Source organism: Glycocaulis alkaliphilus (assembly GCF_004000605.1).
Classification (GTDB): domain Bacteria; phylum Pseudomonadota; class Alphaproteobacteria; order Caulobacterales; family Maricaulaceae; genus Glycocaulis; species Glycocaulis alkaliphilus.
Map to the genome: position 1 here is coordinate 767,108 of NZ_CP018911.1, position 16,603 is coordinate 783,710.

The window sequence follows — 16,603 nt, forward strand, 5'->3', positions numbered from 1 at the left end:
GCAAGAGAAAAGGAGGTCTCCGCCATGGAGATTGTTGAAGGTCTCACCTTCGATGATGTGCTCTTGCAGCCCGGCGCATCGGAAATTATCCCCGCAGACGCAGATGTGCGCACGCGCGTCACGCCCCGGATCGGGCTGAATATCCCGATCCTGTCCGCCGCCATGGACACTGTCACCGAAGCGCCGCTGGCCATCGCGATGGCACAGGCCGGCGGCCTGGGCGTCATCCACCGCAATCTGGAAATCCTCGAGCAGGCCGAGGAAGTACGCCGCGTGAAGCGCTATGAGAGCGGCATGGTGGTCAATCCGGTCACTATCGGCCCGGACGCGACCCTGGCGGACCTCAAAGCCCTGATGGACCATCACCGCATCTCCGGCATTCCGGTCGTTGAGGGCGGTGGCAAGGGCGGCGCGGCAGGCGCCAGGCCCGGAAAGCTGATTGGCATCATCACCAATCGCGATGTGCGCTTCGCCGATGATATGAGCGCGAGCGTCGCCAGCCTGATGACGAAGGACCACCTCGTGACCGTGCGTCCCGGCGCCGATCAGGCGGAGGCGCGCCGCCTCCTGCACAAGCACCGTATCGAGCGCCTGCTGGTCGTCGATGAGGACGGGTTCTGCGTCGGCCTGATGACCGTGAAGGACATGGAGAAGGCGCAGGCCCACCCCAACGCCGCCAAGGACGAGCATGGCCGTCTGCGCGTCGCTGCGGCGACCACTGTGGGCGATGCGGGCTTTGAGCGCGCCGAGGCGCTGATGGATGCGGGCGTGGACGTGGTCGTGATCGACACCGCCCACGGCATGAGCGCCTCCGTGCTGGAGCAGGTGCGCCGTATCAAGCGCGCGTCGAACACCACCCAGATCGTGGCGGGCAATATCGCGACCTATGATGGCGCGCGTGCCCTGTTCGACATGGGGGCAGACTGCGTGAAGGTGGGCATCGGGCCGGGCTCGATCTGCACCACGCGCATCGTCGCCGGTGTGGGTGTGCCGCAGCTGACCGCCATTATCGAGGCGCGCCGCGCGGCGGAAGGCTTTGAAGGCGCGGTCATCGCCGATGGCGGCATCAAGTATTCCGGCGACGTCGCCAAGGCCATCGCGGCCGGCGCGGACTGCGTGATGATGGGCTCCATGCTGGCCGGGACGGAAGAAGCGCCGGGCGAGGTCTTCCTCTACAAGGGCCGCTCCTACAAATCCTATCGCGGCATGGGCAGTGTCGGCGCGATGGCGCGCGGCTCAGCCGACCGGTATTTCCAGAAGGAAGTTACCGATCGCATGAAGCTGGTGCCTGAAGGCATTGAAGGCCAGGTGCCCTATAAGGGCCCGGTCGGCCCGATCCTGCACCAGATGGTGGGCGGGCTTCGCGCCGCGATGGGCTATACCGGCTCGAAGACGATTGCCGACTTCCAGAAAAACGCCGTCTTCGTGCGCATCACCAATGCCGGGCTTCGCGAAAGCCATGTGCATGACGTGACCATCACCCGCGAAGCGCCCAACTATCCCAGCCCGAGCTGATGCGGGACGCAGGGCGCATAGCCGCCGCCATTGAGGTGCTGGACACCATTTTGAACCGGCATCAGCCGGTCAAGGAAGCCATGCGCGACTGGGGCAAGGCCAACCGCTATGCGGGCTCTGGCGACCGGGCGTGGATTTCCGGCCTCGTGCTGGACAGTCTGCGGCGCAGAGGCTCTGTCAGCCATCTGATGGGCGCTGACAGCCCCCGCGCTCTGGTGCTCGGCACGCTTTCCCATGAGTGGGAGACGGGGCCGGACGCCGTCGCCGCGATCTTTGAAGGCGATGAGCACGCCCCTGAACCGCTAACCGATGCAGAGCGTGCGGGCATGCTGGCCACCTTGCCTGATGACGCGCCGCTGCACGCGCGCGCGGAAATCCCTGAATGGCTCGCCGCGAGCTTTGAGCGCGGGTTTGGCAAGGACGCGGTGCTGGAAGGGGCCAGTATGGCGGGCCGTGCGCCGGTGGATTTGCGCGTCAATGCGCTCAAAACCGACCCTGAAAAGGCGATTGGCGCGGTGCGCGCCCAGATCAATGCCGATCCATCGGAATTGCTCACCACGGCCATCCGCATTCCCGGCCATGATCCGCGCGCCAAATCCCCGCCCGCTGATGCCATCCCTGCTTACGGAAAAGGCTGGGTAGAGGTGCAGGATATTGGCAGCCAGATCGCCGCGCTCGCCGCGGCGCCGGTGGAAGGGCTGCAGGTGCTCGATTTCTGCGCCGGTGCGGGCGGAAAGACGCTGTCTCTGGCCGCGCTGATGAACAATACCGGCCAGCTCTATGCGTGGGATTATGACTGGCGGCGCCTGCGCGCCATCTGGCCGCGTCTGGAGCGGGCAGGGGTGCGCAATGTGCAGGTGCGTTCGGGCAAGGAAGCAGAAGCCTTGGGCGATCTGGAAGGCAAGATGGATCTGGTCTTCATCGACGCGCCCTGCACAGGCTCTGGCACCTGGCGGCGCAGGCCAGACACGAAATGGCGCCTGAAGGAAAAGGCGCTCGCCACACGCATCGCTCAGCAGGACGAGGTGCTGGCCAAGGCCGCAAAATACGTGCGTCCCGGCGGGCGCATGGTCTATGTGACCTGCTCCATCCTGCCGGAGGAAAATGGCGACCGGATCGACGCGTTCCTGAGCACCAATCCCGATTTCCGCGCCGTGCCGGTGATGGACGCGCTTGTCGCTTCAGGCCAGCTCACCGAAGAGGGCGCGCTCACGTTATCTGCCTGCGCAGGCGCTCACGGAGCCCTCCAGCTCACCCCCGCCCGCACCGGCACGGACGGATTTTACGTGTGCGGACTGGAGAAGGCGGGGTAGGCTCAGTCCCCACTGGGACGCCATGGAAGCAGTTTCATGAAGTGAAGCAGTTTTGGTATTAGTCCGAGCACCAAACTCAATAGTTTCCAAGGCCTAGCTGTTTTGCTCGATTCATGGAGCCAACCAACATGGCAAGAGCATGACTTATGAGAAAAGTATAAACCTTCACGTCGCACGTGTTCTGATCTGAAGGAAAAATAAAGTCTCGAACTTGTATTGCGCACGCACATTCCTCCGTGCGTTAGGGTTGATAGGCACCTGTTTTGCAATACAATGCGATAATATTAGATCGATCACGTTTTGTTCGCAATATATTTTAGCAGTAGGGTAAAAGGGTGTGGAATGATCAAAGTCATCCATATCAAGGCCAGTGGCCCGGCCAGTCTGCACCTGACCTTCTCGGACGGTCAGGCCGGTGAGCTGGACCTGTCCGCCCTCATCGCCCGGTCCGGCGCTATGGTGGAGCCCTTGCGTGATCCCGCCTATTTCGCGCGCGTCTTCCTCGAAGAAGGCGCGCCAACCTGGCCGAACGGGTTCGATCTTGCGCCGTGGGCCCTGCACAAGGACATGACGGCGCAAGGCCTGCTCAAGCCTGCAGGCCGCGCCGCCTGAGCCTCACTCCCCCCGCTCCTTCTGCCCCCGTGCCACTTCGGTGGCGAGGGCTTCGAGCTTGTGCGTCCAGAAGCCCTTGAAGCGCGATAGCCAGTCATCAACCTGCTGCAACGGGGCGGGTTCGAGCGTGTAGATGCGGCGCGGCCCGTCCACGCGGGAGCTGGCAAAGCCTGCATCGCGCAGGACTTTCAGGTGCTGGGAGACGCCGGCCTGGCTGATGCCGAACTCGGCGCGGATCACCTCCACGATCTCCCCGGAGCGCAGCTCGCTGTCGGCCAAGAGTTCCAGTATGCGCCGGCGCACCGGGTCTCCAAGGACGTCAAAGGCGTGCATGGAGGTTATTGCTCCTCACCCTTGAAAAAGGCGGCGGTGCGGGCAGCCGCCGCGCGGGCCTCGTCTGCCGGTGCGCCGGAGGCTGCATGCGCCTCGCCCCACGCCTTGGCACTGGCATCGACCAGATCGCGATAATTCTGCGAGGCGAACCATTCGCCGCTCGCTTCCACCGGCGCGGTCACCTCGCCGCTGACAAATAGCGCCAGCCCGCCCAGGCCCAGATCCCAGCCGACACCGCCCGCGCCGGGGCCGTATTTTTCTTCCCAGTCGGGATCGACCACGTAGAGATGGGTGAGTTCCAGGCGCGCATGGCCATTGCCTGCCGTGTAGAGCCGCACGCTTACCCAGCTGACCTGTTCGGAGAATTCCCAGGTGACGTCCAGCGTGCGCGGCGGCTCGCAGACGCTAATTTCGCCAGCCGCATTATTCTCGATCTGGAACCGGCCACCAAGGCGGAGATCGCCCGACACGGGCGAGAACCAGCGCGCGAGGCGCTCTTTCGTAGTCACCGCCTCCCACAAATCCTCGATACGGGTGGCGTAGGTGCGGCTCGCTACAATCGCGACGGCGGGTTTGCCGTCCCGCTCCAGATTGCGCACCTCGCGGGCCGTGGCCCCGATGGCCGCTGCAATGTCGATATGCATGCCTGTCTCCCATGATTTCGATATAACTTATATAAGTAAAAAATTATATGATAGTCAAACGAGGGAAGGGGGTGAAAGGGAAGCGGGAGGGATGTGGCTTGCTGCTATGGCCGCGCAGCGGAGCGACCGGCGCCAACCGATTTTGCGTGTGCATGTCGGTGAACGCCGAGTAGGGTTGCGGGAATCGCTGCTTCGCGTGACGCACAGCGCCGGAGACAGAATATGGATGAGGAACAGAGCCCGTTGTGGCGGCGGCCCCGCGACCTCCTGAAATTCCTCGGAATATATGCGCTGTGTATCCCTTTTGGGCTGATCTTATTCGCTAGCCTGAGCAGGCATCGAACAGGACGAAGCTGGGAAGAAACCATCTTCTCAATCGATATGCTTGGGTTTGGGGCGCTCTTGGTTGCAATCGGTATTTTGACCGTAACGGTCCGGAATCCGGCAGGCATTTCCAAGGTCGAGCCCGCCGGCGCGGGCTGGCACGCGATAGGACCACCAAGATATGAAAAGTATTTCGGCTGGGCCTATGGCCTGTTTTCCATCACGTCGATCATCGGCGGGCTTTTTGTTCTGCCGATTGTTTTCATTGCTGACCCAGGGCCGAGCGGGTGGGACGCGGTGCTTTTACCGGCCGTTGGAGTTCTCATCCTGTGCTTCGGCACCGTGATGGCGATGAAGTTCTACAGCATCTATTTCGTGAAAATCAGATGGAATGAGGAGCAGATTGAAATCTCTCATCCGCTGGTCGGTCGCCGGACCGTAAAGTTCAGGGACATTGAAGCCGCCGGTAGTGCCGGGCTGTTGGGCTATTACTGGATAAGGCCCAAGTCCGGCCGCCTGATAAGGTTGAAAGATATGGATGACGGCGTTGAAGAGCTGATGTTCCACCTGCACACCGTCGTGCCGGGACGAATCATTGCCTGATTCCACCCACCCCCTCGCCACGGACGAGAATCTCGGCTAATCGCTGCGCATGGATATACCTGCCGAACACGAACGCGCCCTGATTGTCGATTTCGGCAGTCAGGTGACACAGCTTATCGCACGGCGCCTGCGCGAAAGCGGCGTCTATTGCGAGGTCCATCCCTATAACCGCGCCAATGCGGATTTCGTGAAGGATTACGGCCCCAGGGCCATCATCCTTTCCGGCTCCCCGCATTCGACGAGCTGGGAGGACAGTCCGCGCGCTGACCCCTATCTCTTCGAGGCAGGCGTGCCGGTTCTGGGCATCTGCTACGGCGAGCAGACCATGTGCGCGCAGCTCGGCGGGCGGGTGGAGACATCTGATCATCGCGAGTTTGGCCGCGCCGACATTCAGATCGTGGCGGAAAGCCCGCTCCTGAAGGGCCTCGGCGAGGTGGGTGATACCGAGCGCGTCTGGATGAGCCATGGCGACCGCGTGATGGCCGCGCCCGAGGGCTTCCATGTCATCGCCACCAGCCCCGGCGCCCCCTTTGCGGCCATCGCGGACGAGGCGCGCCAGTTTTATGGCGTGCAGTTCCACCCCGAAGTCGTTCACACGCCGCGCGGCGCGCTGCTCCTGAAGAACTTCACCCACGGTATTGCGGGCATGAAGGGCGACTGGACCATGGCCGCCTTCAAGGATGAGGCGATTGCCCGCATCCGCGAACAGGTGGGCAAGGGCCGGGTGATCTGTGGCCTGTCGGGCGGGGTGGATTCCGCCGTTGCCGCCGTGCTGATCCACGAGGCGATTGGCGATCAGCTGGTCTGCGTGTTCGTGGATACCGGCCTGATGCGCCATGGCGAGGCCGAAGAGGTCGTCACCCTCTTCCGCGAGCATTACAATATCCCGCTGGTCGCCGCCGATGAGGGGGAACGTTTCCTCTCCGCGCTGGACGGGATTGATGACCCGGAGAAAAAACGCAAGACCATCGGCAAGCTCTTCATCGATGTGTTCGAGGAGAAGGCAAAGCTCGCCGGCGGGGCCGATTTCCTGGCCCAGGGCACGCTCTATCCGGACGTGATCGAGAGCGTCAGCTTTGATGGCGGCCCGTCCGTCACGATCAAGTCCCACCATAATGTCGGCGGCCTGCCTGCGCGCATGAACATGAAGCTGGTGGAGCCGCTTCGCGAGCTCTTCAAGGACGAGGTGAGGGCGCTAGGGCGCGAGCTGGGCCTGCCTGAAGCCTTTGTCGGCCGTCATCCCTTCCCCGGTCCCGGCCTCGGCATCCGTATTCCGGGCGCGGTCACGAAGGAAAAGGCGGATATTCTGCGCGCCGCCGACCGCATCTATATCGAGGAGATCAAGAAAGAAGGTCTCTACGATGTGATCTGGCAGGCCTTCGCCGTGCTGCTGCCCGTCCGCACCGTGGGCGTGATGGGCGATGAGCGCACCTATGACAGCGTGCTGGCCTTACGCGCCGTGACGAGCGTTGACGGCATGACGGCGGACTATTTCCCCTTCGATCACGACTTCCTCGGCCGCGTCGCCACACGCATCATCAATGAAGTGCGCGGCGTCAACCGCGTGGTCTATGACGTGACCAGCAAGCCGCCGGGAACGATTGAGTGGGAGTAATCTCCATAGCCTGACATGGCGGGCCGGGCAGGCTAGCTTTAGCCGTGATTCTTGAAGGGGCGCGTCGGGACGATGGATTTCACACCGGGCATGGTCGATGCGCGGCTGCCCACGCCACTTTACCATCAGGTCTACCTGATACTGCGTGACAGGATACGCCGCGGCATACTGGCGTCTGGCGATGTTGTGCCGGGCGAGCAGGAACTGGCGCGCCTGATGAATGTGTCGCGCATAACGGTGAAGCGCGCCCTTAACGAGCTGGCATCGGAAGGCCTCGTCAGCCGCCATCGCGGGCGGGGCACGGTTGTTGCCGCGCCGGGCTTCTCGCCCATGGTGAAAGGCTCGTTCGACAATCTCATCGAGTCCCTGCGCCTGATGGGGCTGGAAACCCAGATTGAGCTGGTCGAGCACAGCTCGGTCAGCGCGAGCGAGGAGGTGGCCGAGTCTCTGGCCCTGCCGGCTGGTGCGCCGGTGAAGCGTATCGTGCGCCTGCGCAAGCTTCAGGACGAGCCCTTCTCCCACCTCACCACCTATCTGCCGGACGCGATTGCCCGCAAGATCCCGGCCGAAGCGCTCGGCACTGAACCCATGCTCGTATTGCTGGAGAAGGCCGGAGCGGAGGTCTGCGAGGCAGAGCAATGGATAACCGCCACCAGCGCGCAAATAGCCGTTGCGTCGGCGCTGGGCGTCCCGCCCGGCTCGCCGCTCTTGTGCATTGAGCGGATCATGCGTGACCGCGATGGCGTGCCTGTCCAGCTGATCACGGCCTATTATCGCTCCGACCGCTTTCAGTACCATCTGAAAACCCGCAGAAAACGCGCCTCTGCCGACAGCGCCTGGAAGCAGGATGGCTAGGGCCGGTGTCGAAACCGCCTGTATGGTTTTGCGTACAATATACCATTTCCCGGCTCCTGCCTTTGAGAAGCGTGCCGCGCCCTTTGTGCAACAGGGTTTGTGCAATATGCTTGGCGTATCGGAATGATGACGTTGACAGAGCGTGCGGGGTTGGTGCAGCGTTGCGTGGTATTATAAGCCATACAAGTTGGCAGAAGGGGAACTCCATGCGCACCACTGCACTCACGACTACCGCCCTCATCGCTCTGGCGATGGCGGCACCGGCAATTGCACAGGATCAGGGTGAGCAGATTGCCCGCTCAGGCCCGCAGCTGGAGGTAATCACCATTACCGCCCGCAAGACCGAGGAGAACCTGCAGGAGGTTCCGATCGCGGTTTCGGCGTACACGGCGGCCGAGATTCAGCGCCGCGGCATCCGCAACGCGCAGGATCTCAGCTCGATCACGCCGGGGCTGAATGTGGAGCAGGACCAGGGGCGGCGCTTTGACCGCCCGGTGATCCGCGGCCAGTCGAACGTGCTGGGTGTGCCCAATGCCGCGTCATTCATTGACGGTGTGTACATCCCCGACAGCCTGTTCGCGACCGAGCTTGCCTTTGTCGACCAGATCGAGGTGATCAAGGGGCCGCAATCCGCGCTCTATGGCCGCCAGACCTTCTCCGGCGCCATCAGCTACACCACCCGCGAGCCGTCTGATGTCTTTGAAGGGCAGCTGCGCGTGACCGCTGCCGAGCATGACGAGTACAATTTTCTTGGCAGCATCAGCGGTCCGATTGTCGATGGCGTGCTGAGCGGTCAACTCGCGCTCAACTACTACACCTATGGCGGTGAGTATCAGAACAATGCCGTCGGCGATCCGAGCTTTGGCCGCACGATTGGCCAGGAGGAGACGCGCGGTATTTCGGGCGGTCTGCGTTTCACGCCGAGCGACAATCTCAGCTTCACCCTGCGCGCCACCTACGCGGAGAATGATGACGGCCACGAGGTCATGGTGCTCCAGCGCGCATCGAACAATAACTGCTTCCTGTCCACGGCCAGCCGCTATTATTGCGGCGCGATCAATGTCGGCCCGGAAGACATCACGCTCAACCTTGATGCGGTCGGCGGCGGCGGTGTCTCGCGCGAGACCACCCGCATCAGCCTGATTTCGGAATACGATTTCGAGAACGGCTTCACGCTGACTTCGATCAGCGGGTACAATAACTCCTACGAGTCCCGTAAAGCCGATCTCGACTTCCTGCCGATTGCCGCGCTGGGCGGTTCGCTGCACGTCGATGACCGGATCGATATCGAGAGCTTCTCGCAGGAATTGCGTATCGCCTCACCAGTGGACCGGCGTTTCAGCTGGCTTGCCGGTGTCTATTACTACAATGGAGACACTTGGAACGGGCGTTACCGTTTCGCGACGGACGCGCTGCAGGATAACGGCGTGGTGGGCGTAACCAACTATGCTGCCTTCGCCCTCGCCCGGTTCGACTTCACAGACCGGCTGACGGGTACCGCAGAGGTGCGCATCGCCGAGGAAGAGCTGACGCTGACGGGCAGCGCGGCGAACTTCGATCTCAGCGCCACCTATCGCAGCACCAATCCGCGCTTCACACTGGCCTATCAGGCCAATGACTTCACGATGCTCTACGCATCGGCGGCCCGCGGCAACAAGCCCGGCGGCTTTAACGCCGATGTGCGCCTCGCGCCCGACCAGCTGTCCTACGGCGAGGAAAGCGCCTGGAATTACGAGATCGGCATCAAGAGCGATCTGTTTGACCAGCGTGTCCGCCTCAATGCGGCAGCGTTCTTTATTGACTGGACCAACCAGCAGCTGACCCAGAGCACGGTTGTGGCGGTCGGTGGTACGGCTCCGTTCATCCGCAATGTCGGTGAGCTGGAAGTGCGCGGCTTCGAGGTCGAAGGCGAGTTCCAGGTCACGGACAACTGGCGTCTGCGTGGCACGTATTCCTATGCGGAATCCGAATATACGAATGCGTTCGACCCTGACCACAACACGCTGACGGGCAATGGTGACATTACCGGCAACACTGCGCCGAATGCACCGCGCACGCAGTTCTCGGTGGGCACGCATATCTGGTGGCCGATGTTCAACGACTCGCGCGGCTTCTTCGATGCGACCTACGCATATCGTGGCCGCAAGTTTGCCCAGGTCAGCAATCTGGCATGGGTGGACGGCCGCGATGTGGCCAACGCCCAGCTGGGTTGGGAGCTTAACCAGCACCGCGTGATCCTGTTCGGGCGCAACCTGTTCGACAATATCGAGCCGCTGGGTGTGACCCGTTATGTCGATTTCGGCGACTCAAACCGCCGGGGCTTCCTCGGCACGTTGCCGCGTGGACGTCAGTTCGGCATCACCTACGAGATGTCGTTCTGATAGGTTAGCATCGAGATCCGTCTCGCGTTCGCATTGAGGGCGCTTCCGGTGGATAGCCGGGAGCGCCCGAATGCTCCCGGCGCCCGTCTGTTGTTGCGTAGCCCGTAAGGAAGAGTTCAACCCCGTGTCTGCCCTTAGAGGACTGCGTGATCTGGCCTTCGTCCTGTTCGCGACGATGACGGTGCTGTTCTTTCTGCTGCGCCTGACGGGCGATCCGGCGATCGTGCTGGCGGGTGAGGGGGCCTCGCCTGCGCAGGTTGAAGCGATCCGCGCCGAATATGGCTTCGATGAGCCGATCCTGATCCAGTATTTCATTTATGCCGGCAAGCTGCTGACCCTGGATTTCGGGGTGTCGCTGGCTGATGGCACACCGGCGCTGGAAAAGGCGCTCATCTCCTTTCCTGCCACCCTGTTTCTCGCCTTCATGGCGCTCTGCGTGAACCTGATGATCTCCCTTCCGACCGGGCTCTGGCTGGGACAGGCCCGCAAGGGCATGGCGCGGCGTGGCGTGAGGGGGCTCATCACCGTGATGCAGGGCTTTCCCGGCTTCGTCATCGCGTTGTTGATGATCAATATTTTCGCCGTCGCGCTGGAATGGCTGCCGACGGTCGGCTTTGGCGGGCCGGCAACCTGGATACTGCCGACCCTGTCGGTCGTGTCCTTCCTGGCGCCCAAGCTGATCCGGGTGGTCGAAGCCAACACCTATGCGGCGCTGACCTCTAACTATGTGCGCACAGCCAAGGCGAGCGGCGCGCCAGACAATGTGATCCTGTGGCGGCATGTGGCGCCGAACGCGCTTCTGGGCGCTATCGCGCTGGTGGGGGCGGAGTTTGCCTTCATGCTGACCGGCCTGGTGGTGATTGAAACCATCTTCGCCTGGCCGGGCATTGGTTGGCTGCTGGTCCAGTCCACGCTCAGCCTCGACTTTCCGGTGGTTCAGGCCGTCGTGTTCCTGATGGTGCTTGGCGTGTTCGCCACCAACGCTCTGGCAGAGCAGCTTCAGGCCACGCTGGACCCGCGCATCGGCAATGCCAGGGGGGCGGGGTGATGAGCTCTCTGAAGCGCGTTCCGGCCTTAAGCATCCTTCTGGCGTTTGCGGCGCTGGTATGCCTCGTCATCATGGTGTTTGGCGACGCGCTGTCCGGCCATGACCACAGGGCGATGAATCTGGATTTGCGTCTGGCTCCGCCGCTGACCGGCGGGCATCTGCTCGGCACGGACGAGCTGGGGCGCGATGTGCTGGCCCGCCTGCTTACGGGCCTGCGCTGGTCGGTTGCTACCGCGCTCAGCGCCACTTTCATCGCCTTTGTCATCGGCACCACGTTCGGGCTGGTGGCGGCCCGCGGACAGTCGGCGCTGGGCGGCGTCATGCGCCTGCTGACTACGTTTACACAAGCCTTCCCGCCCTTCGTGCTGGCGGTGACCGTGATCGCGGTCATGGGCGATGCCGGCTTCTTCTCCATAGTGCTGACGCTGGGGCTGGTAACGTGGCCGGTATTTTCCCGCGTGGTCTATGCCGAGGCGCGCAGCCTGTTCGAGCGCGAGCATGTGCTGGCCGCCGAAATGACGGGGATGCCCGCCATCCGCCTCTTCGTGCGCCATGTCCTGCCCGGCCTGATACCCAGCCTGTCGGTGCTGGTCGTGTTTCACTTTGCCGACATGATCGTGGCCGAGAGCGCGCTGTCTTTCCTGGGGATCGGCGCACCGCTGGGGGCTGCGACATGGGGCGCGATGCTGTCTGAAAGCCGGGGCTATATGCTGTCGGCGCCCTGGCTGACGCTCTCTCCGGCTCTGGCGATGGTGGCGATTATCGTCTGTGCGCATGCTTTGGGCCAGCATCTCAGGAATGCGAACCGATGAGCCAGCTTGCCTCATCCGCGCCGCCCTCGCTCGGCGTCAACGGCCTGCGCATCACTGCAGGTGACAATGTGCTCGTGCCCGGTCTCTCCCTGACCATCGGCCGGGGCGAGATACTGGGCATGGTCGGCGCGTCCGGCTCCGGCAAGACGATCTCGGCCTTCTCCCTTGCCCGGCTGCTGCCCGAGGCGCTCACTCAGACTGGCGAAATCAGCCTGGAAGGCGAGCGCATCGACCTTCTGTCCGAAGCGCAGATGCGCCAGGTCCGGGGCGGGCGCATCGGCATGGTGTTTCAGGACCCGCTATCCTCTTTCAACCCGCTGCGCACCGTGGGTTCGATACTGGTGGAGTCGATCTGCCGGCATCAGGGCCTGCCCGCCAGACAGGCGCGCGAACTGGCCATCGAGACGCTGGCCACCATGCGGCTTCCGGGCCGCGATGCGTCAGTGGATGCCTATCCCCATATGCTGTCGGGCGGACAGCGCCAGCGCGCGATGATCGGGCTGGCGCTCGTCAACCAGCCAGCCCTGATTATCGCCGATGAGCCGACGACCGCTCTCGACCCTACGGTCCAGCTGCAGATACTGGCCCTGCTGCGCCATCAGGCTTCAAGTGCGGCCTGCCTGTTCATCACCCATGATATTGGCGCGGCATCGGCCATCTGTGACCGGCTGGCCGTGATGAATGAAGGCGTGATCGTGGAGGAGGGGCCAACCGATCAGCTGCTCTCCTCGCCCGTTCATCCGTTTACCCGCGAGCTGCTCTCGCATGCCCCGGGAGGCGCGCGTTTCCGATGAGCACTCCCTTGCTTCAGATACGCGATCTGGTGATCGACTACGGAAAGGGCGAGAGCCGTTTCCGGGCGCTGCATGGCTGCTCGTTCGACCTTGAACCGGGACAAGTCATGGCGGTGGTGGGCGAGTCCGGATCGGGCAAATCCTCGCTTGTCCGCGCTGTGGCCGGGCTGGTGGCGCCTGCTTCGGGAGAGATGCTGCTGGATGGACAGGCCCTGCCACCCTTGCGCAAGCGTCCCCCAGAGACGCGGCGTATCATCCAGATGGTCTTTCAGGACCCCGGCGCCAGCCTCAACCCGCTGCACCGCGTCCATGCCATTATCGAGGAACCCCTGCTGGTCACGGGCTATGGCGATGCGGCGCGCCGTGCGGTTCGCGTGGCCGAGCTGATGGAGATGACCCAGCTTTCCACTGACCTTGCCCGCCGCCGGCCACGCGAATTGTCGGGCGGGCAGAAGCAGCGCGTGGCGATTGCCCGCGCGCTGGCCATGGAGCCGCGCCTGCTGATCGCCGACGAAGCGCTGTCGGCGCTGGACTTCACGACGCAGGACCATGTCTCGCGCCTCCTGTCGGACCTGCGCCGCGATCTGAACCTTGCCATGCTGTTTGTCTCCCACGACATGCGCAGCGTGCGGCGCATGGCCGACGATGTATGCGTCATTGAGAAGGGCCATGTGGTCGAACAGGGGGCGGTGAGCGACGTGCTCTATAATCCGAAATCGGCCTATACGCGGCTTTTGCTCGCGGCGGCCCTCAATCCGCGCGCCGCGCTGTCCGATCCGCGCCTTGCCGAGGCGCTGGAGAACGGAGAAGCGGTATCGGAGGAGGCCCTTAAAGGCGTGATGGACATCATCCGGGGCGGCGCGCTGATGGGAGATGCACGATGAGATGGCTGCTGGCTCTCTGTGCCGTCGCCTGCCTGGCACTGGCCGCCTGCTCGGATGCGGGCAGCAGCGCCGGTGACGAACAGGTATTGCGCGTCGGGGTGGCGTCTCTCCCGGCCAGTCTTGGCAATCCCTATCGCGGCAATGGCCGTCCCGGCTCGTTGCTGTGGCATGCCATTTTTGACGGGCTGACCCGGCTTGATTTCGATGGCGATCCGGAACCCGCACTTGCGGTGGAGTGGGAGCTGGTTTCGCCCAGCGTGTGGCGCTTCACCCTGCGCGAAGGGGTGCGTTACTCCAACGGGCGGCCTTTCGACGCCGACGCCGTGGTGGAGGTGTTTGAGTGGCTCGCGACACCGGAGGGGCGGCGCAATCTGATCGGCATTGAAATGCGCGACATCGTGGCGGTGCGCGCGATTGATGCGCTGACCGTGGAGTTTGAAACCGCAAACCCCGATCCCGTTCTGCCGCGCCGTCTGGTGACGGTGAACATGGTGGAGCCGCGCGCCCTGCAGGAGATCGGCCTGGATGCCTATAGCCGCGCGCCGGTGGGCACAGGCGCGTTCATCATGACCCGCTGGGACCAGCGCCGCCGCCATCTGACGCTGGAGCGCAATTCCGATAGCTGGCGCGCATCCTCACTGGACCGGCTCGTGTTTCTGGAGCTGCCGAGCTCGGCTGGCCGCACCCAGGCGCTTCTCTCCGGCGATGTCGATCTGGCCCTGATTGATCTGGAGGAGATGGACAGGCTGGAGCGCGGCGGATTTCCCATTCTCTCCACCCCGTCCATGCAGGTGAAGGCCTACACTTTCCGCGTCGAGGGCAGCAGCGAGAATTCGCCCATTCGCGATGTGCGGGTGCGTCAGGCGCTCAATTATGCCGTCGACAAGGACGCGATCTCCGCGCTTCTGCCGGGCGGTGCGATCCCCTCCGGCCAGCCAGCACCGCGCGGCGTGTTTGGCCATGATCCCTCGATTGAGCCTTACCCCTACGATCCCGAACGCGCGCGCGCTCTGCTCGCAGAAGCGGGATGGCCGGACGGGTTTGAACTGACGATGGAAGTGCTGACCGATGCGGCGCCGGGCGATGATCTGATGACGCAGGCTGTGGCCGAGTACTGGCGTCTGGTGGGTGTGAACACCCGGCTGCGCATTGTCACCCTGCCAGAGTATCTAAACCGGCTGCTGACCAATAACTGGCGCGGCGATGCCTTTGCCCTGTCCTGGAACAGCTTTCAGTACAATGACATCACCCGTGCGATGAATGATTTTTCCTGCGGGCGTTTCGTGCCGTATTTCTGCGACGAAGCGATCACGGCAGAGTTTCAGGCCGCTCGCGTGCTGCATGACGAAGATGCCCGGCGTGAGGCGTATCACGCGCTGGCGCGCGCCTACCGGGAGGCTGCGCCGTCCGTCTTTCTGGTGGAGCACCGCGACCTGTTCGCCTACGGCCCGCATGTGGAGGGCGTGCAGATACGCCACCGCGTGCCGGTCTATGAAGAGATCACGCTTCAGCGCCGCTGAGGCGCGCCGCCAAGCTTTGCCAGACTGATCGCGGCGGCCAGCAGGGCGAAGACCGCCGCAAGGCCCAGCGCCAGCCGGGGCGCATTGTCGCCTGCGAAGTGAAACATGCCGCCCATCACCACAGCGCCGGCCGTTTGACCAGCAAGCCGCCCGGAGGCCAGCAGGCCGCTGGCCCCGCCGCTGCGCCCGCGCGGCGCAGCCATCAGTATGTCGCGGGCATTGGGGCTCTGGAACAGGCCAAAGCCTATACCGCAGCTTGCCAGCGCGGCTACCAGCAGGGCAGGCGGAGCCGAGGCGGGCATGAAAGCCCACGCGGCAAGGGCTGCCGCAAACACGGTCATGCCCACGCCGCCGAACAGTCCGGCAGGCACGCGCCCGGTAAGCGAACCGCTGAAGCTGGCTGCCATGCCGGTTGCTACCGGCCAGGCCACCATCATCAGCCCTGTTTCCACCAGAGAGCGGCCGAACACGACGTGCATGAGGAAGGGCAGGGCGATCATCGTCAGCGCCTGGGCCATGAAAGCCGTTACCGCTGCGCTGGCCGCAAGGGCCATAGACCGGATACGCAACAGATCCACCGGCACGAGCGGGGCAGGGTGGGCGCGGGCGCGCCAGACCAGCGCGGCCAGAAGGGTCAGCCCTGAAAGGGCCATGACCCAGCCTGCGGGGTGGCCGTGCAGTCCCTTGTCGATACCCAGGAAGAGCAACACGAAGGCCGCCGCATTGAGCGCTGCGCCCGCCCAGTCGAACCGCGCCCGGCTGGCCGTCGCACCGGGCAGGGCCCAGACAGCGAGGGCTAGCGCGCCTAGGCCGATCGGCACGTTGAAGGCAAACAGCCAGCGCCAGTCTGCCACCGACAATATGCCGGCCGCCACGGCTGGCCCGGCAGCGGCAGATGCCGCCACTACCAGCGCGTTCAGCCCGACCCCGCGCCCCAGCATGGAGACGGGATAGGTGTGGCGCACCAGAGCGCCATTAATGCTCATGATGGCGGCTGCGCCGATGCCCTGAAAAACCCGGGCGGCGATCAGGAAGCTGGCATCAGGCGCCAGCGCGCATAAACCGGCACCCGCAACGAAGATGGCCAGTCCCGCTCCGTATACGCGGCGGAATCCGATGCTCTCGCCCAGCGCGGCCATGGGAAGCAGGAGCGCGAGTATGGTTAGCTGGTAGGCATTGACCGCCCAGATCATGCGTGATGGCGGCGCGTCAAAAGCGCTGACGAGGGCGGGCAGTGCGATATTGGCGATGCTGGCATCCAGCACGCACATGGCTATCGCAACGGCGATGGCCAGCGCAGACAACTGCCGGCGTGGTGCCGGCAGGCCGTCAGCCGGCTCCCCGCCCACG

At 63.7% G+C, this 16,603-nt stretch carries 15 protein-coding genes; 12 read left to right on the forward strand and 3 right to left on the reverse strand.

Annotated features, from left to right (window positions below; all coding sequences use genetic code 11):
* Window positions 1-24: 24 nt before the first annotated feature.
* The 3 genes from guaB to X907_RS03630 all read left to right on the forward strand — a co-directional run bounded on the left by guaB (window position 25) and on the right by X907_RS03630 (window position 3,440).
* On the forward strand, window positions 25-1,515 hold the full coding sequence (guaB, locus tag X907_RS03620) for an IMP dehydrogenase (RefSeq protein WP_127565683.1): 1,491 nt from the start codon (window positions 25-27) through the stop codon (window positions 1,513-1,515).
* Window positions 1,515-2,828 carry an RsmB/NOP family class I SAM-dependent RNA methyltransferase gene (locus X907_RS03625; RefSeq protein WP_127565684.1) on the forward strand — a complete coding sequence of 438 codons (1,314 nt, stop codon included), beginning with the start codon at window positions 1,515-1,517 and terminating at the stop codon, window positions 2,826-2,828. Before guaB ends, X907_RS03625 begins: the two co-directional genes overlap by 1 nt.
* Before the next feature lie 342 nt (window positions 2,829-3,170).
* Window positions 3,171-3,440 carry a DUF2442 domain-containing protein gene (locus tag X907_RS03630; RefSeq protein WP_127565685.1) on the forward strand — a complete coding sequence of 90 codons (270 nt, stop codon included), beginning with the start codon at window positions 3,171-3,173 and terminating at the stop codon, window positions 3,438-3,440.
* Window positions 3,441-3,443: 3 nt separating this feature from the next.
* On the opposite strand, the gene X907_RS03635 is transcribed toward X907_RS03630, so the two are convergent.
* Both X907_RS03635 and X907_RS03640 read right to left on the reverse strand, forming a co-directional pair.
* The gene (locus tag X907_RS03635; RefSeq protein WP_127565686.1) at window positions 3,444-3,773 is read right to left on the reverse strand and encodes an ArsR/SmtB family transcription factor; all 330 of its coding nucleotides are present in this window, start codon (window positions 3,771-3,773) and stop codon (window positions 3,444-3,446) included.
* Window positions 3,774-3,778: 5 nt separating this feature from the next.
* The gene (locus X907_RS03640; RefSeq protein ID WP_127565687.1) at window positions 3,779-4,417 is read right to left on the reverse strand and encodes an SRPBCC family protein; all 639 of its coding nucleotides are present in this window, start codon (window positions 4,415-4,417) and stop codon (window positions 3,779-3,781) included.
* A 222-nt stretch (window positions 4,418-4,639) separates the two neighbouring features.
* Here X907_RS03640 and X907_RS03645 point away from each other — a divergent pair, with 222 nt between their 5' ends.
* The 9 genes from X907_RS03645 (at window position 4,640) to X907_RS03685 (ending at window position 15,253) form a co-directional block, all read left to right on the forward strand.
* Window positions 4,640-5,344, forward strand: coding sequence for a hypothetical protein (locus X907_RS03645; RefSeq protein WP_127565688.1), 705 nt, complete (start codon window positions 4,640-4,642; stop codon window positions 5,342-5,344).
* Window positions 5,345-5,393: 49 nt separating this feature from the next.
* Window positions 5,394-6,959: a glutamine-hydrolyzing GMP synthase gene (gene guaA, locus X907_RS03650; protein ID WP_127565689.1), complete on the forward strand. Its 1,566-nt coding sequence runs from the start codon at window positions 5,394-5,396 to the stop codon at window positions 6,957-6,959.
* Window positions 6,960-7,031: 72 nt separating this feature from the next.
* A complete protein-coding gene (locus X907_RS03655) occupies window positions 7,032-7,814 on the forward strand; it encodes a GntR family transcriptional regulator (RefSeq protein WP_127565690.1) in 783 nt (260 codons plus the stop codon).
* A 206-nt stretch (window positions 7,815-8,020) separates the two neighbouring features.
* The gene (locus tag X907_RS03660; protein ID WP_127565691.1) at window positions 8,021-10,195 is read left to right on the forward strand and encodes a TonB-dependent receptor; all 2,175 of its coding nucleotides are present in this window, start codon (window positions 8,021-8,023) and stop codon (window positions 10,193-10,195) included.
* 124 nt (window positions 10,196-10,319) lie between these two features.
* Entirely contained in the window at window positions 10,320-11,243 is a 924-nt protein-coding gene (locus X907_RS03665; protein ID WP_170175449.1) for an ABC transporter permease, read from the forward strand.
* Complete coding sequence (locus X907_RS03670; protein ID WP_127565693.1) at window positions 11,243-12,055, forward strand: ABC transporter permease; 813 nt, start codon at window positions 11,243-11,245, stop codon at window positions 12,053-12,055. Before X907_RS03665 ends, X907_RS03670 begins: the two co-directional genes overlap by 1 nt.
* Entirely contained in the window at window positions 12,052-12,849 is a 798-nt protein-coding gene (locus X907_RS03675; RefSeq protein ID WP_127565694.1) for an ABC transporter ATP-binding protein, read from the forward strand. Before X907_RS03670 ends, X907_RS03675 begins: the two co-directional genes overlap by 4 nt.
* Window positions 12,846-13,733 (forward strand): ABC transporter ATP-binding protein, encoded by an 888-nt coding sequence (locus tag X907_RS03680; protein ID WP_127565695.1) that lies wholly within the window; start codon window positions 12,846-12,848, stop codon window positions 13,731-13,733. The genes X907_RS03675 and X907_RS03680 overlap by 4 nt, the downstream gene beginning before the upstream one ends.
* Complete coding sequence (locus tag X907_RS03685) at window positions 13,730-15,253, forward strand: ABC transporter substrate-binding protein (protein WP_127565696.1); 1,524 nt, start codon at window positions 13,730-13,732, stop codon at window positions 15,251-15,253. Before X907_RS03680 ends, X907_RS03685 begins: the two co-directional genes overlap by 4 nt.
* Here X907_RS03685 and X907_RS03690 read toward each other — a convergent pair.
* Window positions 15,241-16,557 carry an MFS transporter gene (locus tag X907_RS03690; protein WP_233352508.1) on the reverse strand — a complete coding sequence of 439 codons (1,317 nt, stop codon included), beginning with the start codon at window positions 16,555-16,557 and terminating at the stop codon, window positions 15,241-15,243. The two genes, X907_RS03685 and X907_RS03690, sit on opposite strands and share 13 nt — an antisense overlap.
* Window positions 16,558-16,603: the final 46 nt, after the last annotated feature.

Excerpts from the sequence above, each read along its gene's own strand:
- X907_RS03640 (WP_127565687.1), bottom strand. The coding sequence starts at position 4,417 with ATGCATATCGACATTGCAGCGGCCATCGGGGCCACGGCCCGCGAGGTG.
- X907_RS03660 (WP_127565691.1), top strand. The coding sequence starts at position 8,021 with ATGCGCACCACTGCACTCACGACTACCGCCCTCATCGCTCTGGCGATG.
- guaA (WP_127565689.1), top strand. The coding sequence starts at position 5,394 with ATGGATATACCTGCCGAACACGAACGCGCCCTGATTGTCGATTTCGGC.
- X907_RS03655 (WP_127565690.1), top strand. The coding sequence starts at position 7,032 with ATGGATTTCACACCGGGCATGGTCGATGCGCGGCTGCCCACGCCACTT.
- guaB (WP_127565683.1), top strand. The coding sequence starts at position 25 with ATGGAGATTGTTGAAGGTCTCACCTTCGATGATGTGCTCTTGCAGCCC.
- X907_RS03685 (WP_127565696.1), top strand. The coding sequence starts at position 13,730 with ATGAGATGGCTGCTGGCTCTCTGTGCCGTCGCCTGCCTGGCACTGGCC.
- X907_RS03675 (WP_127565694.1), top strand. The coding sequence starts at position 12,052 with ATGAGCCAGCTTGCCTCATCCGCGCCGCCCTCGCTCGGCGTCAACGGC.
- X907_RS03625 (WP_127565684.1), top strand. The coding sequence starts at position 1,515 with ATGCGGGACGCAGGGCGCATAGCCGCCGCCATTGAGGTGCTGGACACC.
- X907_RS03645 (WP_127565688.1), top strand. The coding sequence starts at position 4,640 with ATGGATGAGGAACAGAGCCCGTTGTGGCGGCGGCCCCGCGACCTCCTG.
- X907_RS03680 (WP_127565695.1), top strand. The coding sequence starts at position 12,846 with ATGAGCACTCCCTTGCTTCAGATACGCGATCTGGTGATCGACTACGGA.
- X907_RS03630 (WP_127565685.1), top strand. The coding sequence starts at position 3,171 with ATGATCAAAGTCATCCATATCAAGGCCAGTGGCCCGGCCAGTCTGCAC.
- X907_RS03670 (WP_127565693.1), top strand. The coding sequence starts at position 11,243 with ATGAGCTCTCTGAAGCGCGTTCCGGCCTTAAGCATCCTTCTGGCGTTT.
- X907_RS03635 (WP_127565686.1), bottom strand. The coding sequence starts at position 3,773 with ATGCACGCCTTTGACGTCCTTGGAGACCCGGTGCGCCGGCGCATACTG.